General features: G+C 58.4%; 14 protein-coding genes. 5 read left to right on the forward strand and 9 right to left on the reverse strand.

Annotated features, from left to right (window positions below; genetic code table 11):
• Positions 1–144 precede the first annotated feature (144 nt).
• The gene (locus MF268_RS13240) at positions 145–738 is read left to right on the forward strand and encodes a 2-hydroxychromene-2-carboxylate isomerase (protein WP_238371341.1); all 594 of its coding nucleotides are present in this window, start codon (positions 145–147) and stop codon (positions 736–738) included.
• Here MF268_RS13240 and olsA read toward each other — a convergent pair.
• The 3 genes from olsA to MF268_RS13255 all read right to left on the reverse strand — a co-directional run bounded on the left by olsA (position 716) and on the right by MF268_RS13255 (position 2,608).
• Positions 716–1,558, reverse strand: coding sequence for a lyso-ornithine lipid O-acyltransferase (gene olsA / locus MF268_RS13245; RefSeq protein ID WP_238371342.1), 843 nt, complete (start codon positions 1,556–1,558; stop codon positions 716–718). The genes MF268_RS13240 and olsA overlap by 23 nt on opposite strands.
• Positions 1,555–2,319 carry an L-ornithine N(alpha)-acyltransferase gene (gene olsB / locus MF268_RS13250; protein WP_238371343.1) on the reverse strand — a complete coding sequence of 255 codons (765 nt, stop codon included), beginning with the start codon at positions 2,317–2,319 and terminating at the stop codon, positions 1,555–1,557. Before olsB ends, olsA begins: the two co-directional genes overlap by 4 nt.
• 106 nt (positions 2,320–2,425) lie before the next feature.
• A complete protein-coding gene (locus MF268_RS13255) occupies positions 2,426–2,608 on the reverse strand; it encodes a DUF3553 domain-containing protein (RefSeq protein ID WP_088634493.1) in 183 nt (60 codons plus the stop codon).
• A 26-nt stretch (positions 2,609–2,634) separates the two neighbouring features.
• Between MF268_RS13255 and MF268_RS13260 the strand changes: the two genes are divergently transcribed.
• Entirely contained in the window at positions 2,635–3,231 is a 597-nt protein-coding gene (locus MF268_RS13260; protein WP_238371344.1) for a histidine phosphotransferase family protein, read from the forward strand.
• A 3-nt stretch (positions 3,232–3,234) separates the two neighbouring features.
• Here MF268_RS13260 and MF268_RS13265 read toward each other — a convergent pair whose 3' ends face one another.
• From MF268_RS13265 to MF268_RS13290, 6 genes are all read right to left on the reverse strand, one after another.
• A complete protein-coding gene (locus MF268_RS13265) occupies positions 3,235–4,500 on the reverse strand; it encodes a glutamate-5-semialdehyde dehydrogenase (protein ID WP_238371345.1) in 1,266 nt (421 codons plus the stop codon).
• A 73-nt stretch (positions 4,501–4,573) separates the two neighbouring features.
• Positions 4,574–5,680, reverse strand: coding sequence for a glutamate 5-kinase (gene proB, locus MF268_RS13270; RefSeq protein ID WP_238371346.1), 1,107 nt, complete (start codon positions 5,678–5,680; stop codon positions 4,574–4,576).
• A complete protein-coding gene (obgE, locus tag MF268_RS13275; protein WP_238371347.1) occupies positions 5,668–6,702 on the reverse strand; it encodes a GTPase ObgE in 1,035 nt (344 codons plus the stop codon). Before obgE ends, proB begins: the two co-directional genes overlap by 13 nt.
• Positions 6,703–6,836: 134 nt before the next feature.
• Entirely contained in the window at positions 6,837–7,379 is a 543-nt protein-coding gene (locus MF268_RS13280; RefSeq protein ID WP_238371348.1) for a GNAT family N-acetyltransferase, read from the reverse strand.
• 134 nt (positions 7,380–7,513) lie between these two features.
• A complete protein-coding gene (gene rpmA, locus MF268_RS13285) occupies positions 7,514–7,783 on the reverse strand; it encodes a 50S ribosomal protein L27 (RefSeq protein ID WP_138864018.1) in 270 nt (89 codons plus the stop codon).
• Positions 7,784–7,794: 11 nt separating this feature from the next.
• Entirely contained in the window at positions 7,795–8,430 is a 636-nt protein-coding gene (locus tag MF268_RS13290) for a 50S ribosomal protein L21 (RefSeq protein ID WP_238371349.1), read from the reverse strand.
• Positions 8,431–8,818: 388 nt separating this feature from the next.
• On the opposite strand from MF268_RS13290, the gene MF268_RS13295 reads away from it, so the two are divergent.
• From MF268_RS13295 to MF268_RS13305, 3 genes are all read left to right on the forward strand, one after another.
• Positions 8,819–9,955: an efflux RND transporter periplasmic adaptor subunit gene (locus MF268_RS13295; RefSeq protein ID WP_238371350.1), complete on the forward strand. Its 1,137-nt coding sequence runs from the start codon at positions 8,819–8,821 to the stop codon at positions 9,953–9,955.
• A gap of 68 nt (positions 9,956–10,023) precedes the next feature.
• Positions 10,024–13,143 carry an efflux RND transporter permease subunit gene (locus tag MF268_RS13300; protein WP_238371351.1) on the forward strand — a complete coding sequence of 1,040 codons (3,120 nt, stop codon included), beginning with the start codon at positions 10,024–10,026 and terminating at the stop codon, positions 13,141–13,143.
• A 176-nt stretch (positions 13,144–13,319) separates the two neighbouring features.
• Positions 13,320–16,052 carry a methyl-accepting chemotaxis protein gene (locus tag MF268_RS13305; protein ID WP_273545016.1) on the forward strand — a complete coding sequence of 911 codons (2,733 nt, stop codon included), beginning with the start codon at positions 13,320–13,322 and terminating at the stop codon, positions 16,050–16,052.
• Positions 16,053–16,200 lie beyond the last annotated feature (148 nt).

A 16,200-nucleotide genomic window follows, 5' to 3' on the forward strand; every position in this document is an offset into this window, starting at 1 on the left:
TCTCCCCCATCGGCCCAAACCCCGCCTGCGGGTTTTGAATGGCGCGCGTATAGGCCATGCGGGTGATGGGTGCAAGTCCTGTTTGACAGAAGCTGTGCCCGATGCAAGGTTTGCGGGATTTTGATCTGCAAAGGCATATTAGTCATGACACGTCCGGTGCTTCAGTTCTGGTTCGAATTCGCTTCGACCTACTCCTACCTCTCTGCGATGCGGATCGAAGAAATGGCAGACAAGGCCGGCGTGGCGGTATCCTGGCATCCCTTCTGGCTCGGACCGATATTCAAAGCACAGGGCTGGGACAGTTCACCTTTCAATCTTTACCCGGTCAAAGGACAGTATATGTGGCGCGACATGGAGCGGCTTTGTGCCGCGCGCGGCCTGCCCTTTGCTCGCCCGGATCCCTTTCCGCAAAATAGCGTACTCGCGGCGCGTACAGCTATCCTTGCTCTTGAGAGCGACAAGGGCCCTGAATTCTGCCGGGCGATATACAGGTCTGAATTCGGCGAAGGCAAAGGCATCTCGAACCCTGACGGACTGCGTGAGATACTAGTGGAAAGCGGGCTGCCGGATGATCTGGTAGAGAAAGCCTCGGAACCACAATCCAAACAGGCGCTCAAGGATAACGTCGAAAGGGCCATGTCGCTTGGTATCTTCGGGGCGCCAAGCTTTATTGCAGGCGATGAATTATTCTGGGGAGACGACCGCCTGGAGGCCGCTATAGCCCATTTGGCGCAATAGCCAGTCCGCTCTCCAATCCGTTGCGCACGGCTTTTTCGCAAGCCGCAGCAAGCGCCTTGCGATTGGCGAAATGCGCCACTTTCAAGGGGGGGTGGTAAAACAGTTCGACCCGCCCTTGCCGCGGGTTTGAGAGCGTCTTGAGTAGGTGACTGCCGAAATCCATGTCGCCCCACCAACCGTAAAACCGGTCTGGCATACCCAGGGGCGCGTGATAGACAACGGAAACAGGCTGAATCTGCATCGCATCGTGCAGCCGTTCGGAAAAGAAGGGTTCAAACAAGGTCGTCTTGAACGGCAGGAGCCTTAGCCCGTCGGTCGATGTTCCTTCTGGAAAGAACAATAGCTTGTGACCGGCAGACAGACGATCTTCGAACAACCGGGTGTGATCGCGCGCCTTGCGACGGTCTCTTTCGATGAAAACGGTGCCAGTGGCCTGTGCGAGCCAGCCAATTCCCGGCCATCCGGCCACTTCAGCCTTGGAAACGAAGTAGACTCGTTTTCGCGCGTTCAATGAGAAAATGTCGAGCCATGAAACATGATTGGCGACAACTGCCCCCTGTCTTTTCATCAGGTCGCCATGCACGTAAAATCCAATGCCCATGATGCGGAGCGCGTTGCGGCACACGAACTGCGTAATGTAGGGCGTGACAGGCCGATGGAGCCCAAAGAGAGGACGCTCGACCAGCCGGATCGTCAGCAGTACCAGAAGCCCCCCGAAAACGAGCAGACCAAGCGGCAAGCCTCGCAGGATGACCAGCATCCAGCCCAATGGCGACACATGCACCGGGTCGGGATTGGCGTCACTTTTCCACGTGGTCATGTCTGGCGCAGACCTGAATACATGCGTTGCTGTCGCGCGCTGATCGCGCGGGTATCAAGGATCAGGCACACATCGGTCGTGTTGAAAGCGTGATCGACATAGGCGCCATCGCCGACGGTGCCGCCAAGGCGCAGATAAGCTTTGATCAGCGCCGGGACTTGTTTCATCGCTGATTTCCGGTCGATATCTTCCGGACAGCGCAGAGACATCGTCTGGTAGTGGTCGGAAAGCGCGTGCACGCGCAGCGCTTCGGGCGCGAGATGGTTGTGGTAGAGCATCGATAACGGTTCGGCCAACTTCTCCGCGTCCGTTCCGTGAAATGAGGCCGTTCCAAAAAGCACCTCGATCCCGTGCGACGTGACATAGTCCGTCAGCGCGTTCCAGAGGTGAAACATCGCGATCCCACCTCTGTAGTCGCGATGAAGGCAGGACCGGCCCAGTTCCAGCAGCCGTCGACCGCCTACCTTGAGCTTGCTCAAATCGAATTCGCTCTCTGTGTAAAAGCACCCTGCCCGTTCGGCTTGGTCCTCGCGCAAAAGACGATAGACACCGACCACCATTCCCTTTGTATCGTCGCGCAGAAGCAGGTGGTCGGAAAATTGATCGAACCGGTCCTTCTCGATCCGCGCCTGGTGATCCACGCCTTCGCCCGTCGCGCCCAGTTCACGCACGAACACCTCGTAACGCAAAGACTGCGCTTCCAGCAAGTCGCGTTCGCTCTCTGCGAGGAAGACAGAAAAAGAAGGTCCGCTGTCAGGCATGGACTCTCTCGCCGGTTAAGTCGGAAGGCAGATACCCTGCTTTGGCATTCAAATACAATGCTCTCTACAGCCCGCCCAAGTTGTGTTAAGGAATATTAAACCAGTTTCACGCATCAAATATCGGTACGAGTTCAATGTTGTACCCATCGATGACGACCTTGCCATGGTTCTGGAAATTGACTGTGATTTTCCCGCCGATGTTTGATTGCACCTGCCCGATGCCCCAATCGGGTTGGTCAGGGTGGCGGACCAGCATACCTGGCGCGAGTATGGCGTTCATGTCTGACATGGTGTGACTGATAAGTAGGTGACTCTATGACCGATCACAACCTGGATATATCGGTTCTTGTCGGATCACGTATCTGCCATGACCTGATCAGTCCAATCGGTGCGATTGCGAACGGGCTTGAGCTGCTCGAATTGACCGGTGCGACGCCCGGTCCGGAAATGGAGCTGATATCCACCAGCGTCCGTAATGCCAATGCCCGCATTAGGTTCTTTCGCATCGCCTTCGGGGCGGCGGGTGAACAGTTGATGGGACGGACCGAGATCATGTCGGTCCTCAAGGATTTCAGCAAGACTGGTCGCATCGAAATGTCCTGGGTGCCATCCGATCCGCATCCTCGCCCGATGGTTCGTCTTGCCTTTCTCGCCCTGCTTTGCTGCGAAACCGCCCTGCCGCAGGGCGGGGCTATCCGGGTCGATCAGGAAGACGACCAATGGAAAATCATTGGTACAGGTAGCACGGTCAGTCTGGACCCCGTCCTGTGGAATACGCTTGGCGAGGCACCCGTTTCCGGAAACGCATCATCTGCAACGGTTCAATTTCCCCTGCTCGCCGAGATGGCGACAAAACTTGGCCGCAAGGTCGAATTTGTTCACGATTCGGAGCGTGTCGAAATCCAGTATTAATCCTCAGGCGCGCAGCGTTCCGTTTCCGGTCACAAGGTATTTGAAGCTGGTCAGCTGCTCCGCGCCAACCGGCCCACGGGCATGCATCTTGCCGGTGGCGATTCCGATCTCGGCGCCCATGCCGAACTCTCCTCCATCCGCGAATTGCGTGGATGCGTTATGCATCAGGATCGCACTGTCGAGCCGTTGGAAAAAGCGCGCGACCGTATCCGCGTCTTCGGCGATGATGCAATCCGTATGGTTCGAGCCGTATTTCCGGATATGAGCGATGGCCCCATCCACGTCATCGACGGCACGGGCCGCGATAGTCATGTCGAGGTATTCCTTGCCCCAATCTTCGTCGCTTGCAGGGATTGCCCCGGCGGCTTTTCCCAGCTCACCTTCGGCATGAACCTCGACACCCTTGGCGATCAGCGCGGAGATTACGTCCTTGCCAATGGTATCGACGACATCACGGTGCACCAGCAGGCATTCAGCTGCGCCGCAAATCCCGGTGCGCCGCGTCTTGGCATTCAAAACGATCTCAACGGCTTTCACCGGATCCGCTGACTTGTCGATGTATATGTGAACGATCCCTTCGAGATGGGCAAAGACCGGCACCCGCGCCTCGCGCTGCACGAGCCCGACAAGTCCCTTGCCGCCCCTGGGGACGATGACGTCGATCGTATCGGTCATAGTGAGCATTTCGGATACGGCCGCCCGGTCCCGCGTGGGGACAAGTTGGATCGCGTCAACGGGCAATCCGGCGTGTTTCAGCCCCTCGACAAGACAGCCGTAGATCGCTTGCGCCGAATGAAAGCTTTCCGACCCTCCGCGCAGGATCGCGGCATTGCCGGACTTAAGGCAAAGCGCGCCGGCATCCGCCGTCACGTTGGGACGGCTTTCGTATATGACACCGATCACCCCCAGAGGTGTTCTCACACGCTGGATGTGAAGCCCGGAAGGCATGTCCCATTCGCTCAGAACCGACCCTACCGGATCTTTTTGGGCGGCGACGGAGCGCAGACCGTCGGCCATGGCCTTGATGCGCGGCTCGTCCAACATGAGCCGATCCATCATGGCCGCAGAGAGGCTTCGTTCCTCTCCGAAAGCCATGTCCTTGGCATTGGCGTCGATGATCTTGGCACGCCGGGACCAGATCGCATCGGCCGCCATTTCAAGCGCTGTGGATTTTTGTTCCGCCGAGGCGAACGCCAGTTCTTGTGACGCGGCCTTGGCGCGACGCCCGATGTCCCGCATGAGGGCTGAGATGTTTTCAAGATCTTTCATGGTGCGGGCCTCATGGTTTTGTCTGGGAAGGATTTCATGCCTCCGGCGGGGATATTTTTAACCCAAAGAAGGGTCATAGCGCCATATCATCGCGGTGAATCAGCGCCGCGCGGGCGGGATAACCAAGCAATTCCTCGATATCCGCGGAACGGCAACCCTTGATACGGTCGGCTTCGACATTGGTATAGCGTGCCAGTCCCTGACCGAGGGGCTGACGCGACGCATCGAGGATAAGAACCGGGTCGCCGCGTCCAAACCTGCCGGAAACGCCGGTCACGCCAGCAGGCAGCAGGCTTTTTCCTTCGTCCAGCGCTTTGCCTGCGCCAGCATCGATCACGATTTCGCCGCGCGGTTTCATCGCCGCGATCCAGCGTTTGCGCGCAGTGCGCGGGTCATCCTGCGCTGCGAACCAGGTCGAGGGCGCCCCGTCCTGCAGCAGGCGCAGCGGATTGCGCGCGAAGCCATTGGTAATGGCCATATCGCAGCCACCCGCTGTTGCCACCTTGGCTGCCATGATCTTGGTCTTCATGCCGCCCTTGGAGAGGCCCGAGCCGGCGTCGCCCGCCATCGCCTCGATTTCGGGGGTGATCTTGTCGATCCGGTCAAAGCGCTTTGCATCGGGATCCTGAAGCGGATTGGCCGAATAGAAACCGTCGACATCGGAGAGAAGAACCAACCTATCGGCACCGACCGTTACGGCAACCTGCGCTGCCAGCCTGTCATTGTCGCCGTAGCGGATTTCATCCGTTGCTATGGTGTCATTTTCATTGACGATGGGAACGACGTTCAGACCCAGAAGCGTGCCCAGCGTGGCCCGTGTGTTGAGATAGCGGCGTCTGTCTGCGCTGTCCTCGAGAGTAACGAGCACCTGGGCCGCAGTGATTCCATGAGGTGTGAGCGCCTCTTCGTAGGCGCGCGCAAGCCGGATCTGTCCGACGGCGGCAGCGGCCTGTGACTGTTCCAGTGCCAGCGTGTTGAGACCGAGTTTCAGCACGCCGCGTCCCAGAGCAATGGAACCTGAGGAGACGATCAAGACATCCACACCCTGCCCGCGCAGCCATGCCACGTCATCGGCAAGCGCATGCAACCAGTCGGAACGCAAATCACCACTCGCACGGTCAACCAAAAGGGCGGAGCCTATCTTGACGACTACGCGCGTCGCCGGGATCAGGGACGCCACTCGGTTTCCTCCGGTTCGGGGTTCTGGCGCAAGCGGTCCTCGTCAATTTCCGCACGAAGGGCGCGCAGGACTTCGGTGACGCCTTCGCGACTGACACCCGACATCATCATCGGCGTTGAACCGCAGGCCGCTGCCAGTGCGTCGCGCGCGGCTATGCGCTCTTCGTCGTCCAGCGAGTCAATCTTGTTAAGCGCGGTGATGCGCGGCTTGTAGGCCAGGTCACCGCCATAGGCTTCGAGTTCGTCGATGATCGTCTGGTAATCGCCCGCGATATCCTCGGATGTTCCATCGACAAGATGCAACAGCACCGAACAGCGTTCCACGTGGCCGAGAAAGCGGTCACCAATGCCGCGGCCTTCGTGCGCACCGGCAATCAGCCCCGGGATATCCGCCACCACGAATTCGACATTGTCCACGCCGACAACGCCGAGATTGGGGTGCAGCGTGGTAAAGGGGTAATCCGCGATCTTGGGCTTGGCGTTGGACGTTGCCGCAAGGAAAGTCGATTTGCCGGCATTCGGAAGACCGAGCAAACCGACATCGGCGATCAGTTTCAGGCGCAGCCACAGGGTACGCTCGACACCTTCCTGCCCGGGATTAGCGCGGCGCGGAGCCTGGTTGGTCGAGGATTTGAAATGGAGATTGCCCCAGCCACCGTTACCGCCGCGCGCCAGTTCGACACGCTGACCGACCTCGGTCAGGTCGGCGATGACGGTTTCTTCGTCTTCGTCAAGAATTTCCGTGCCAACCGGAACGCGCAGCACGATGTCGTCGCCGTCCTTGCCGGTGCGCTGCCGTCCCATGCCGGGTTGACCTGATTTGGCGAAAAAATGCTGCTGGTAGCGGAAATCGATCAGCGTATTGAGGCCGTCGACCGATTCGGCCCACACCGAACCGCCCTTGCCGCCATCGCCGCCATCGGGGCCGCCATATTCGATGTACTTTTCGCGGCGAAAGCTGACGCAACCGCCCCCGCCGCCACCAGAGCGGATATAGACCTTTGCGAGATCAAGAAATTTCATCGCGTATCGTCCATTTCTTCCGCGTTCGAGGCGGATTTATCGGATCGGCCTGCCGTACTCAAGCTGTGCTGAGGGGGCAGACCATTTATCCGTTTTTGCAGGACCGGCATGCGACGTCTATCCCGCTGCCCGGTCTATCCTTTCAGGGTTCGGCTATAGGTCCAGGTCGCGACGGTCGCGCCCCGGGACACGGAATAACTTTCGGCATCGCCGAGATACTTGAACCCGCAATGGGTCAGGACCTGAGCCGAAGCCGGATTGTCCTGAAACACGCTGGCGAACATGGTCGAATTCTGCATTGGATTCGCCTCGATCAGCGCCTGCACGGCTTCAGAGGCCAGACCGGTATTCCAGTAGATCGGCGCGACCCAGTAGCCGACTTCTGACTGGTTGCGGTCCATCCGTTTCAGCGCGATCAGACCCATCACCTCGGCCCCGCCGGATTTGGTCGCGTCCATGGCCCAGATATCCTCGTCCCGGTTATCCGCCATGCCACGCGCTACGAAAGCCTCGGTACTGCCCGGCGGCAGAGGATGCGGGATCGACGTGGTCATCGTCGCGATACGCTTGTCGCTTGCATAGAGTTCGATGAGACCCTGATCTGAGCGGCGCAGCGGGCGCAGGTCGAACCGTTCCGTTTCAATAACCGGTTGATTTATTATCTGATCCAATTTCATTTTGTGATCCTCCTCCGGGTCACATATCGCGGCCGCGTAACAAATCTTTCCCCCTATTACACCGCCGGATTAAAACGGGAAAAGGGACCGGCGTTTTCGCCGATCCCTTGAATTTTCCCAATTCGGGGTACGGCTTACTCAGCGGCCTCCGCCACTGGGAGAACCGAAATAAAGGTGCGTCCCTTGAGACCCTTGTGAAAGGTCACAGCGCCGTCAGTCGTTGCAAAGATCGTGTGATCCTTGCCCAGACCAACACCCTCGCCCGGCCAGAACTTGGTGCCGCGCTGACGCACGATGATGTTGCCTGCGATAGCCGACTGGCCACCGTAGAGTTTCACACCAAGGCGGCGACCGGCAGAGTCGCGACCGTTACGGGAGGAACCGCCTGCTTTTTTATGTGCCATGCTTTCGCTCCTTAGCCTTTAGCCAGTTCTTTGGCCTGTTCGATCCAGCCTTCACGCTCGATACGGCCTTTGAACGACAGTTTCTCGTCCATATCAGCTACATCTGCGTCCGTCCATGCAGCAATCTGTGCAAAGGTCGTGATGCCAGCTTCGAGCAGCTTTTTTTCAAGCGCCGGTCCAACACCGGAGAGCTTTTTCAAGTCGTCTGCGCCGGATTTTGCAGCTGCTTTCGCGGGCTTGGCCTTTTCCTTTTTAGGAGCCGGTGCAGCGGCAGGAGCCGAAACGCTTACGGAACCGGTGCCGATGGCAGCTTTGACGTCCGATTTTTCCGCGCCCGATGCCAGGATGTCAGTGATCTTGACGAGAGTCAGCTTCTGACGGTGGCCTTTGGTGCGCTTGGACGAATGCTTACGACGGCGCTTTACAAAGTGGATGACCTTGTCACCCTTGATCTGATCGATGATCTCAGCCTGTACACCGGCATCCGCGACGAGCGGAGAACCGACAACGGGGCTGTCACCGCCCAGCATCAGTATTTCGTTGAACTGGACTTTTTCGCCAGCGTCTGCAGCCAGACGTTCAACGCGGAGCATATCACCCGCCTGAACCTTGTACTGCTTGCCGCCGGTCTTGATGACCGCAAACATGCGTCTTTCCTTTTCGTTGCCGCATCCTGTGGTCCCCGCTAGGGTGTTTTCGATCCCTGATGGAAATCAGCGATCACCTCGGACAGCGCGCCCTATGAATGGGCGAATGAATAACAAACCCGGCGCGAACGGTTCGGCCAAGTTCGGCGCTTATGACCACAAAGGATCGTTATGTCAACCGGTCAAACCCATCCATGTTCGCCGGAAATTCTTAGGGTCATCTGCCGCAATTTTCGGCATCGAGGCCCTGTGCAAATTTGAGCAATAATATCTATCAGGATGCAAGTGTTGACTTTGCTGTATTGCTGAAAGAATACCAAAAATCGCAGTGCACCATCGATGCACAATGTATGCACGATCTGTACACCGTTTCAGAGGCTTTTTCCTTATGATCAGAAATACGACCTTTAGGGCCTTGGCTGCGTCTTTCGCGCTTGGCAGCCTTCTGGCCGCCGGCGATGCACTGGCCCAGAATGCCGCGCCGACCGTGACCGTGGTGACCCTTACGACTGAAGACGTGACTTTGACGACCACCCTGCCCGGTCGCGTCAAGGCGTCCGAGCAATCCGAAGTCAGACCGCAGGTCGTGGGTATCATCACAGAACAACTCTTCAAAGAAGGCGAAACCGTCGAAGCGGGTGACCCTCTCTACAAGATTGACCCGGCCACCTACGAGGCTGCGGTTGCGCAGGCCAAGGCGTCGGTCAATGCGGCACAGGCACAGCTTGATGCGGCCGAGCGTGACGAGCAGCGGATCGAAGCGCTGGCAGCGCGGAACGTCAGCAGCCAGCAGGCGCTTGACGACTCCATCACGGCCCGCGATTCCGCTCGTGCCCAACTGGAAGTCGCCCGCGCGCAGCTTCAGAGTTCGCAGATCGAACTGGACAAGACGACGATCCACGCGCGCCTCTCAGGCGAAATCGGGCTGTCGATGACAAGCCGGGGCGCGCTGGTGACCAATGGGCAGGCCGATCCCTTGACCGTTATCCGGGTGATCGACCCGGTGTTCGTCGACGTGACCCAGTCCGCTGCCGATCTGCTGGCCTGGCGGCGTCAACAAAAGAGCGAAGTGACGGAGTCCAGTGGCGCAGCAGATGTCACCCTGATCCTTGCCGATGGGACGGAGTACGAACACGCCGGACGCCTCACCGCTGCCGAGCCGCATGTGGACGAGCAGACCGGCGTCGTTCTGCTGCGCATGAGCTTTGCGAATCCTGACAAGCTTTTGCTTCCAGGCATGTACGTCCAGGTTAACATGCCCACGACCGTTGCCCGGGATGTCATACTGACCCCACAGGAAGCGGTCAGTCGGGATCGCCGCGGTCGTCCGACGGCGCTTGTGGTCAACAGCGAAAACGTGGTCGAGCTGCGCAATCTCGAAATCCTGCAAGATCGGGGCTCTGACTGGGTTGTCGCTTCGGGTCTGGAAACCGGCGACCGCGTGATCGTCGAAGGCCTGCAGATCGTGGCACCGGGTGCAACGGTCAATGCCGAAGAGCGCGAAACCCCTGCGGAAACAGAATAACAAAAATTGAACGGGCATCAGCCGACAATCACTGATCCCACCTGTTGCCTGACTGACCGGAGACCACCATGGCCCGCTTTTTCATAGACCGCCCGATTTTTGCTTGGGTCCTTTCGATCATCGTCATGGGGATTGGTCTCTTGTCGATGGTGACACTCCCGGTCGCACAGTATCCCGAGATCGCGCCCCCTTCGGTGTCGATCAACGCGAATTATCCCGGTGCTTCGGCGGAAACCGTCGCCAACACGGTCACGCAGGTGATCGAACAGCAGATGACGGGGCTGGATGGGCTTCGCTACATTTCTTCGAGCTCGACCTCTGCCGGGACCGCGACGATCACGCTGACCTTTGAAACCGGAACCGATGCCGATATCGCGCAGGTTCAGGTTCAAAACAAGATGGCGCAGGCCACCTCTTCGCTGCCCGAACAGGTGCAGCGTCTGGGGGTTTCGGTCAGCAAGTCGTCGTCAGGCTTCCTGATGGTGATCGGGCTTATTTCGCCCGATGGAACGTTCCAGCAGGAAGACCTCTCGGACTATCTCGTCTCGACCATGGTCGACGACCTGAGCCGGATCGAAGGCGTTGGCAATGTACAGGTTTTTGGCGCCCAATACGCCATGCGGATCTGGCTCGACCCCTCCAAGCTGGCGGCCTACGAACTTACCCCGTCTGACGTGGTTGCAGCCGTTTCGGCGGAGAATGCGCAGATCTCGGCTGGCGCATTCGGCACCTTGCCGACAGTCGATGGCCAACAACTTAACGCAACCATCACCGCGCAGTCGCTGCTGCAGACACCGGAAGACTTCCGCCAGATTGTCCTGCGGGCCGAAACTGACGGCGGACTCGTGCTGCTTCAGGACGTGGCTGAGGTTGAGATTGGCGCCGAAAACTATGCGACCATCGCGCGCTACAATCGCGGACCGGCTTCAGGGATGGCGATCAACCTTGCCCCCGGCGCAAACGCGCTTGATACGGCGGAAATGATCAAGGAACGGGTCGAGGAATTCTCGCAGTTCTTCCCGGAAGGCATGGATTACGTCATTCCTTTCGACACCACGCCGTTCATCGAAATTTCGATCGAGGCCGTGCTGCATACGTTGATCGAAGCGATCGTGCTCGTATTCCTAGTAATGTTCCTGTTCCTTCAGAACTTCCGCGCGACGCTTATCCCGACACTCGCCGTTCCCGTCGTTCTTTTGGGGACGCTTGGTATCATGGCTGTCTTGGGGTTCAGCATCAACACGCTGACCATGCTGGCGATGGTGCTGGCGATTGGTCTGCTTGTTGATGATGCCATCGTCGTTGTCGAAAACGTCGAACGGATCATGGAAGAGGAAGGGCTGTCACCGCTGGAAGCAACGCGCAAGTCGATGGACCAGATCACCGGCGCGTTGATCGGCATCGCCGTGGTGGTTTCAGCCGTTTTCGTGCCGATGGCCTTTTTTGGCGGTTCGACCGGCGTGATCTACAAGCAATTCGCGATCACCATCGTTTCGGCGATGGCGCTATCGGTGTTCGTTGCACTCACGCTAACCCCCGCACTCTGTGCCGCGATCCTCAAGCCCAAGGCGCATGGTTCTGGACGTCTTTTCCGCCCGTTCAACCGGTTCTTTGATTGGCTGACACGAGGCTATAGCGGATCCGTGGGCTGGCTGGTCCGGCGCCCGTTCCGCGTGGGCGTGATTTACCTGATGCTGGGCGCTGCGGTGGTCTTTCTTTTCATGCGCACGCCGACCGGGTTCCTGCCTGACGAGGATCAAGGCATCCTGTTCACGCTAGTACAGGGTCCGACCGGCGCGACCGCGGAACGCACGCTGGATGTCGTCAAACAGGCTGAGGACTATTTCCTCGATCAGGAGGGCGATGCGGTCGAATCCATGTTCGGCGTGGTCGGTTTCAGCTTTGCCGGGCAAGGGCAGAACATGGGGCTCGCATTCGTCCGGCTAAAAGACTGGAGCGAACGGGAAGATCCGTCGTTGAGCGTCCAGTCGGTCGCAGGTCGTGCATTTGGTGCCTTTCAGGGTATCCGGGATGCCATGGTGTTCCCGATCGTGCCGCCTTCGGTGATCGAACTTGGCAACGTTTCGGGCTTTGACTTTTACCTTCAGGCGCGGGGCGGTCAGACGCATGAACAATTGCTGACGGCGCGCAACCAGATGCTCGGCATGGCGGCGCAAAGCCCGCTGATTGCATCTATGCGGCCGAACGGCCTTGAGGATGCGGCACAGTACAATCTTGATATCGACTGGCGCAAAGCCGGTGCAATGGGGGTTTCCGCAACCAGTGTTGGCAATTTGCTGAATATTGCCTGGGCCGGAAGTTATGTGAATGACTTCCTCGACCGGGGACGGATCAAGAAAGTTTATGTTCAGGGTCAGGCGGATTCACGGACCGCGCCCTCGGACATCGCGAAATGGCGGGTACGCAACGCAAGTGGCAGTCTTGTGCCCTTTTCAAACTTTGCGACCGGCAACTGGACCTACGGCCCACAGGGTGTGATCCGCTACAACGGCGTTCCTTCGATGCAGCTCCAGGGATCTCCTGCACCCGGCGTGAGCTCGGGCGAAGCCATGGCCGAGATCGAGCGCCTCGCCCAGCAACTGCCCCCCGGCTACGCCGTCGCCTGGACCGGCTTGTCGCTGGAAGAACGCGAATCCGGTTCGCAGGCTCCGTTCCTTTATGCGCTTGCTCTGGCGGCCGTGTTCCTCGCCCTCGCCGCGCTTTACGAAAGCTGGGCCATTCCCGTGGCGGTCATGCTTGCGATGCCGATCGGCGTGCTTGGTGCGGTCGGCAGCGCTTGGCTTGGCGGTTTCGACAACGGTGTGTTCTTTCAAGTCGGGTTGCTGACGGTGATCGGTCTTACCGGCAAGAACGCCATCATGATCGTGGAATTCGCCCGTGACCGTTACGAGAGCGGCGAAAACTTCTGGGATGCAGCGACCCATGCGGCAAGGCTGCGTTTCCGCCCGATCATCATGACCTCCATGGCTTTCTCGCTTGGGGTACTGCCGCTGGTACTCAGCTCGGGGGCCGGTGCAGGCGGGCGGACCGCGATCGGTACCGGCGTTCTTGGCGGTACGATTACCGGTACCGTGCTGAACATCCTGTTCGTGCCGGTCTTTTTCGTGGTGGTCAGCCGCATCGCTTCGATGGGCTCCAGACGGAAAGAAAAAGCCAGCACCGCCTGAATTCTCTGGCGTGAAAGAGTGCCAGGAAACGCGCTTCGAAAGAAGCGCGTTTTTTTTGCGATGGTCTGATCGTCGCTTCTTGGGGGCCAATGGAAAGTATTCGTTAACGACGTTTGGGTATCCAGCCAGAGACGCGCGCAAACGAAGTCGTGCCATCCAGAAGGACCGCCCAGTTTATGCCGATCACCCTATCGCCTGACGACACCATCGCTCTGGTCGGGGCGATTTCGGACCAGATGTACCTCCTTCGTATTGACCCAAAGAGCGGCTGCATTCTGGAATGTAACGCGATGGCCGACACCCTTGCACCGACCGGACGTGCGGAAGGGGCGATGGTGATGGATCTCATCGGCCCGGAAGGCGCTTGGGAAAAAACACTGGCCGTGATGACGCAGGATTCTGTGGTCAAGGTCCGCCTGCCCCTCGTCGATGATCCGACCCGTGTTCTTACGGGAGTGCTGCACAAGGATCCGCTGGGCAATCTGATATTGGTCGCGCAAGAGGAACCGACTGGCTCGCCGCTTGCGCAGCAGCGGATCGCGGCGCTGGAACATGGTCGGGCCATTGCGGAACTGGACGTGGATGGGAGGATTATCGAGGCTAATGGCCCGCTTTGCCTGCTTGCGGGGCGCGACCACGATGAGTTGATCGGAGCTTCGCATGAAGCGCTTTGGGCCAATGACCCGGATACCGGTACGCAGTGTCGCAAGACGTGGGCGGAGCTGTCCCGGACCGGTTCCGCGAAATCCGTTCTCGCCATGTCATCCCCTGATGGCGAAACAAGGCAGGCCGAGGCTTTTTACCGGCGGCTGAATGGTGGAGAATTGCATTCAGACCGGGTGTTGCTCTGCATTTCTGCGATGGATGACACCGGCAAAGCGGAGCGACAGGCTCGCCGGTTGAAAGCTTTGGACCTTTGCTGCCCGCAGATTGAATACGACCTCAAGGGCCGGGTTATCCACGCCAATAGCCGTTTTCTGGATCTGATCGATTACGATATCGACGATATCCTTGGCCAATCGCATAGGCTGTTGTGCGACAAGACGCTAACAAAGACGAAGGAGTATCGCCAGTTCTGGTTGGATCTTGCTTCGGGTCAGTCGAAATCCGGTGAATACCTGCATGTCCGTCGCGACGGTGAGGTGATCTGGCTGCGGGCGTCTTTTGTGCCGATTGTCGGAGCGAATGGAGAACCCGAGAGCGTGCTATGCTGTGCGACCGATGTTACAGCGACGCGTTCCCTTGTCGAAGACCTGACAGGCGAGATTTCAGCATTTGGCGACGCGTTCCCTACGGTACAGCTGGATCAAGAAATGCGAGTATTGAGCGCGAATGAGCAATTCCTCGCGCTGACAGGATATAATGAGGCAGGTGCGACGTGCCTGTCACTGGACGATCTGTTTGCAGAGAATACGCAAAAAGATCTGGCAACCGCAAATGAGGATATCCTGCGGGGTAAGGTATTTTCGCGCAGTTTTTTTCTGACAGGTGACGGCGGGACATTGTTCTGGGTGGACGCAATCTTCCTTCCTAGACTGGATGCGGCTGGCGCCGTTTCGTCGGTCAGAGTGATTGTGATCGATAAGACCTGCCTGCAGAGATCGGCTATCGCCTTTGAATGCATCAACGAAGGACTGAAGCGGGTTCATGCCGTCGCCGAGGTGGACCCGGAGGGCATTGTGACGGCCGCTAACGAGCGGTATTTGGAACTTACAGGCTACCCGGATCAGGCGAGCGCGGTCGGTAAGAGTTATCTACAAGCTGAGTCCAAGGACAGAAACAGTATCGAATCGTGGTCTTGCCTGAGACAGGGTCCGGTGGAAAATGGCGAAATTCGGATCCAGGCCAAGGGCGGCGAGGAAATTCTGACACGGGCCGTGCATATTCCCGTGCTGGACTTGAAAGGCAGGCTCGAGAAGATCTTGGCAATCGTGTCCGATATCTCCGCAGAGACAGCACTGGCGGCGGACCAAGCCAGCCAACTGGCCGCCATTGACCGGGCCGAGGTGATGGCCCGCCTTGACCTGACGGGCAAGGTATTGAGTGTGAACACCAATTTCGAGCGCGTAACGGGACATTCGCAGGTAGAACTGATCGGCCAGCACCATTCGATCCTGTGCCCGGCTGACCGCGTCCGTTCACAGGCATATCGAGATTTCTGGATTGAACTTCGAGCCGGAAAATTCCAATTCGAGAAGGGTCACTATGCCGGTAAATTCGGTCACGATGTTTATCTGCAGTCGGTCTATGCACCGATACTGAATCATGACGGTGAACCGGTCGGCATCGTGATGTTCGGCTATGACGTGACCGACCAGGTCGAGTTGGAACAGAAGATTACGGCGAAGGCCTCAAAACTGGGCGAGATGTTCGGCGAACTGGGTCAGTTCAACGACCAGATGGCAACATCGACCTCCGACGCATTTGATCTGACCAAAGACGCGCGGAACAGTGCTGATACGGGACTTGATGCCTTGACCAACGCGATTGCGTCGATCGAGCTGATCCAGCGATCCTCAAGCGAGATCTCGGACATCGTGTCGACTATTTCCGAGATTGCCAACCAGACCAATCTTCTGGCCTTCAACGCCGCCATAGAAGCCGCGCGCGCGGGCGAGCACGGGATCGGATTTTCGGTTGTCGCCGACGAAGTTCGCAAACTGGCCGAGCGCAGTTCCACTGCGGCCCAAGACATCACGAGGTTGATCTCAGGATCCGCAGAGCGGGTGCAGACAGGCACCGACCATTCGCAAGCCGCAAAGACCGCTTTCGAAGCGATCCTTGAAGGCGTGGATAAGACAAGCGATGCGCTCGGAAGGATCTCGGCAGCGGCACGACAGCAGGAAAACGTGGCAGCCAGTATCGCGGATCTTGTCGGGCAGTTGTCCGAGGTGGGTAGGACACCATAACGAATTGAGGGGCCGTGAACGTCTCACCGTCAAGCAGGGCGTTGGAACCTGACCTTACGCGTTGCTGCCGGCCAGCATTACGAGATTGTCGGCGCGTGTGACGGCATTCATCACAGTTCGCCCGAATGATCCAAGCAAAAAGACGTGG

It is taken from the genome of Heliomarina baculiformis, from assembly GCF_019966545.1.
In the GTDB taxonomy this organism is placed as follows: Bacteria; Pseudomonadota; Alphaproteobacteria; order Rhodobacterales; family Rhodobacteraceae; genus Heliomarina; species Heliomarina baculiformis.

What these genes read in the sequence shown, in the direction of transcription:
- obgE (WP_238371347.1), bottom strand. Translation starts at nt 6,702, where the DNA reads ATGAAATTTCTTGATCTCGCAAAGGTCTATATCCGCTCTGGTGGCGGC.
- MF268_RS13255 (WP_088634493.1), bottom strand. Translation starts at nt 2,608, where the DNA reads ATGTCAGACATGAACGCCATACTCGCGCCAGGTATGCTGGTCCGCCAC.
- MF268_RS13290 (WP_238371349.1), bottom strand. Translation starts at nt 8,430, where the DNA reads ATGTTTGCGGTCATCAAGACCGGCGGCAAGCAGTACAAGGTTCAGGCG.
- MF268_RS13265 (WP_238371345.1), bottom strand. Translation starts at nt 4,500, where the DNA reads ATGAAAGATCTTGAAAACATCTCAGCCCTCATGCGGGACATCGGGCGT.
- MF268_RS13300 (WP_238371351.1), top strand. Translation starts at nt 10,024, where the DNA reads ATGGCCCGCTTTTTCATAGACCGCCCGATTTTTGCTTGGGTCCTTTCG.
- olsB (WP_238371343.1), bottom strand. Translation starts at nt 2,319, where the DNA reads ATGCCTGACAGCGGACCTTCTTTTTCTGTCTTCCTCGCAGAGAGCGAA.
- MF268_RS13260 (WP_238371344.1), top strand. Translation starts at nt 2,635, where the DNA reads ATGACCGATCACAACCTGGATATATCGGTTCTTGTCGGATCACGTATC.
- MF268_RS13295 (WP_238371350.1), top strand. Translation starts at nt 8,819, where the DNA reads ATGATCAGAAATACGACCTTTAGGGCCTTGGCTGCGTCTTTCGCGCTT.
- olsA (WP_238371342.1), bottom strand. Translation starts at nt 1,558, where the DNA reads ATGACCACGTGGAAAAGTGACGCCAATCCCGACCCGGTGCATGTGTCG.
- MF268_RS13305 (WP_273545016.1), top strand. Translation starts at nt 13,320, where the DNA reads ATGCCGATCACCCTATCGCCTGACGACACCATCGCTCTGGTCGGGGCG.
- MF268_RS13280 (WP_238371348.1), bottom strand. Translation starts at nt 7,379, where the DNA reads ATGAAATTGGATCAGATAATAAATCAACCGGTTATTGAAACGGAACGG.
- rpmA (WP_138864018.1), bottom strand. Translation starts at nt 7,783, where the DNA reads ATGGCACATAAAAAAGCAGGCGGTTCCTCCCGTAACGGTCGCGACTCT.
- MF268_RS13240 (WP_238371341.1), top strand. Translation starts at nt 145, where the DNA reads ATGACACGTCCGGTGCTTCAGTTCTGGTTCGAATTCGCTTCGACCTAC.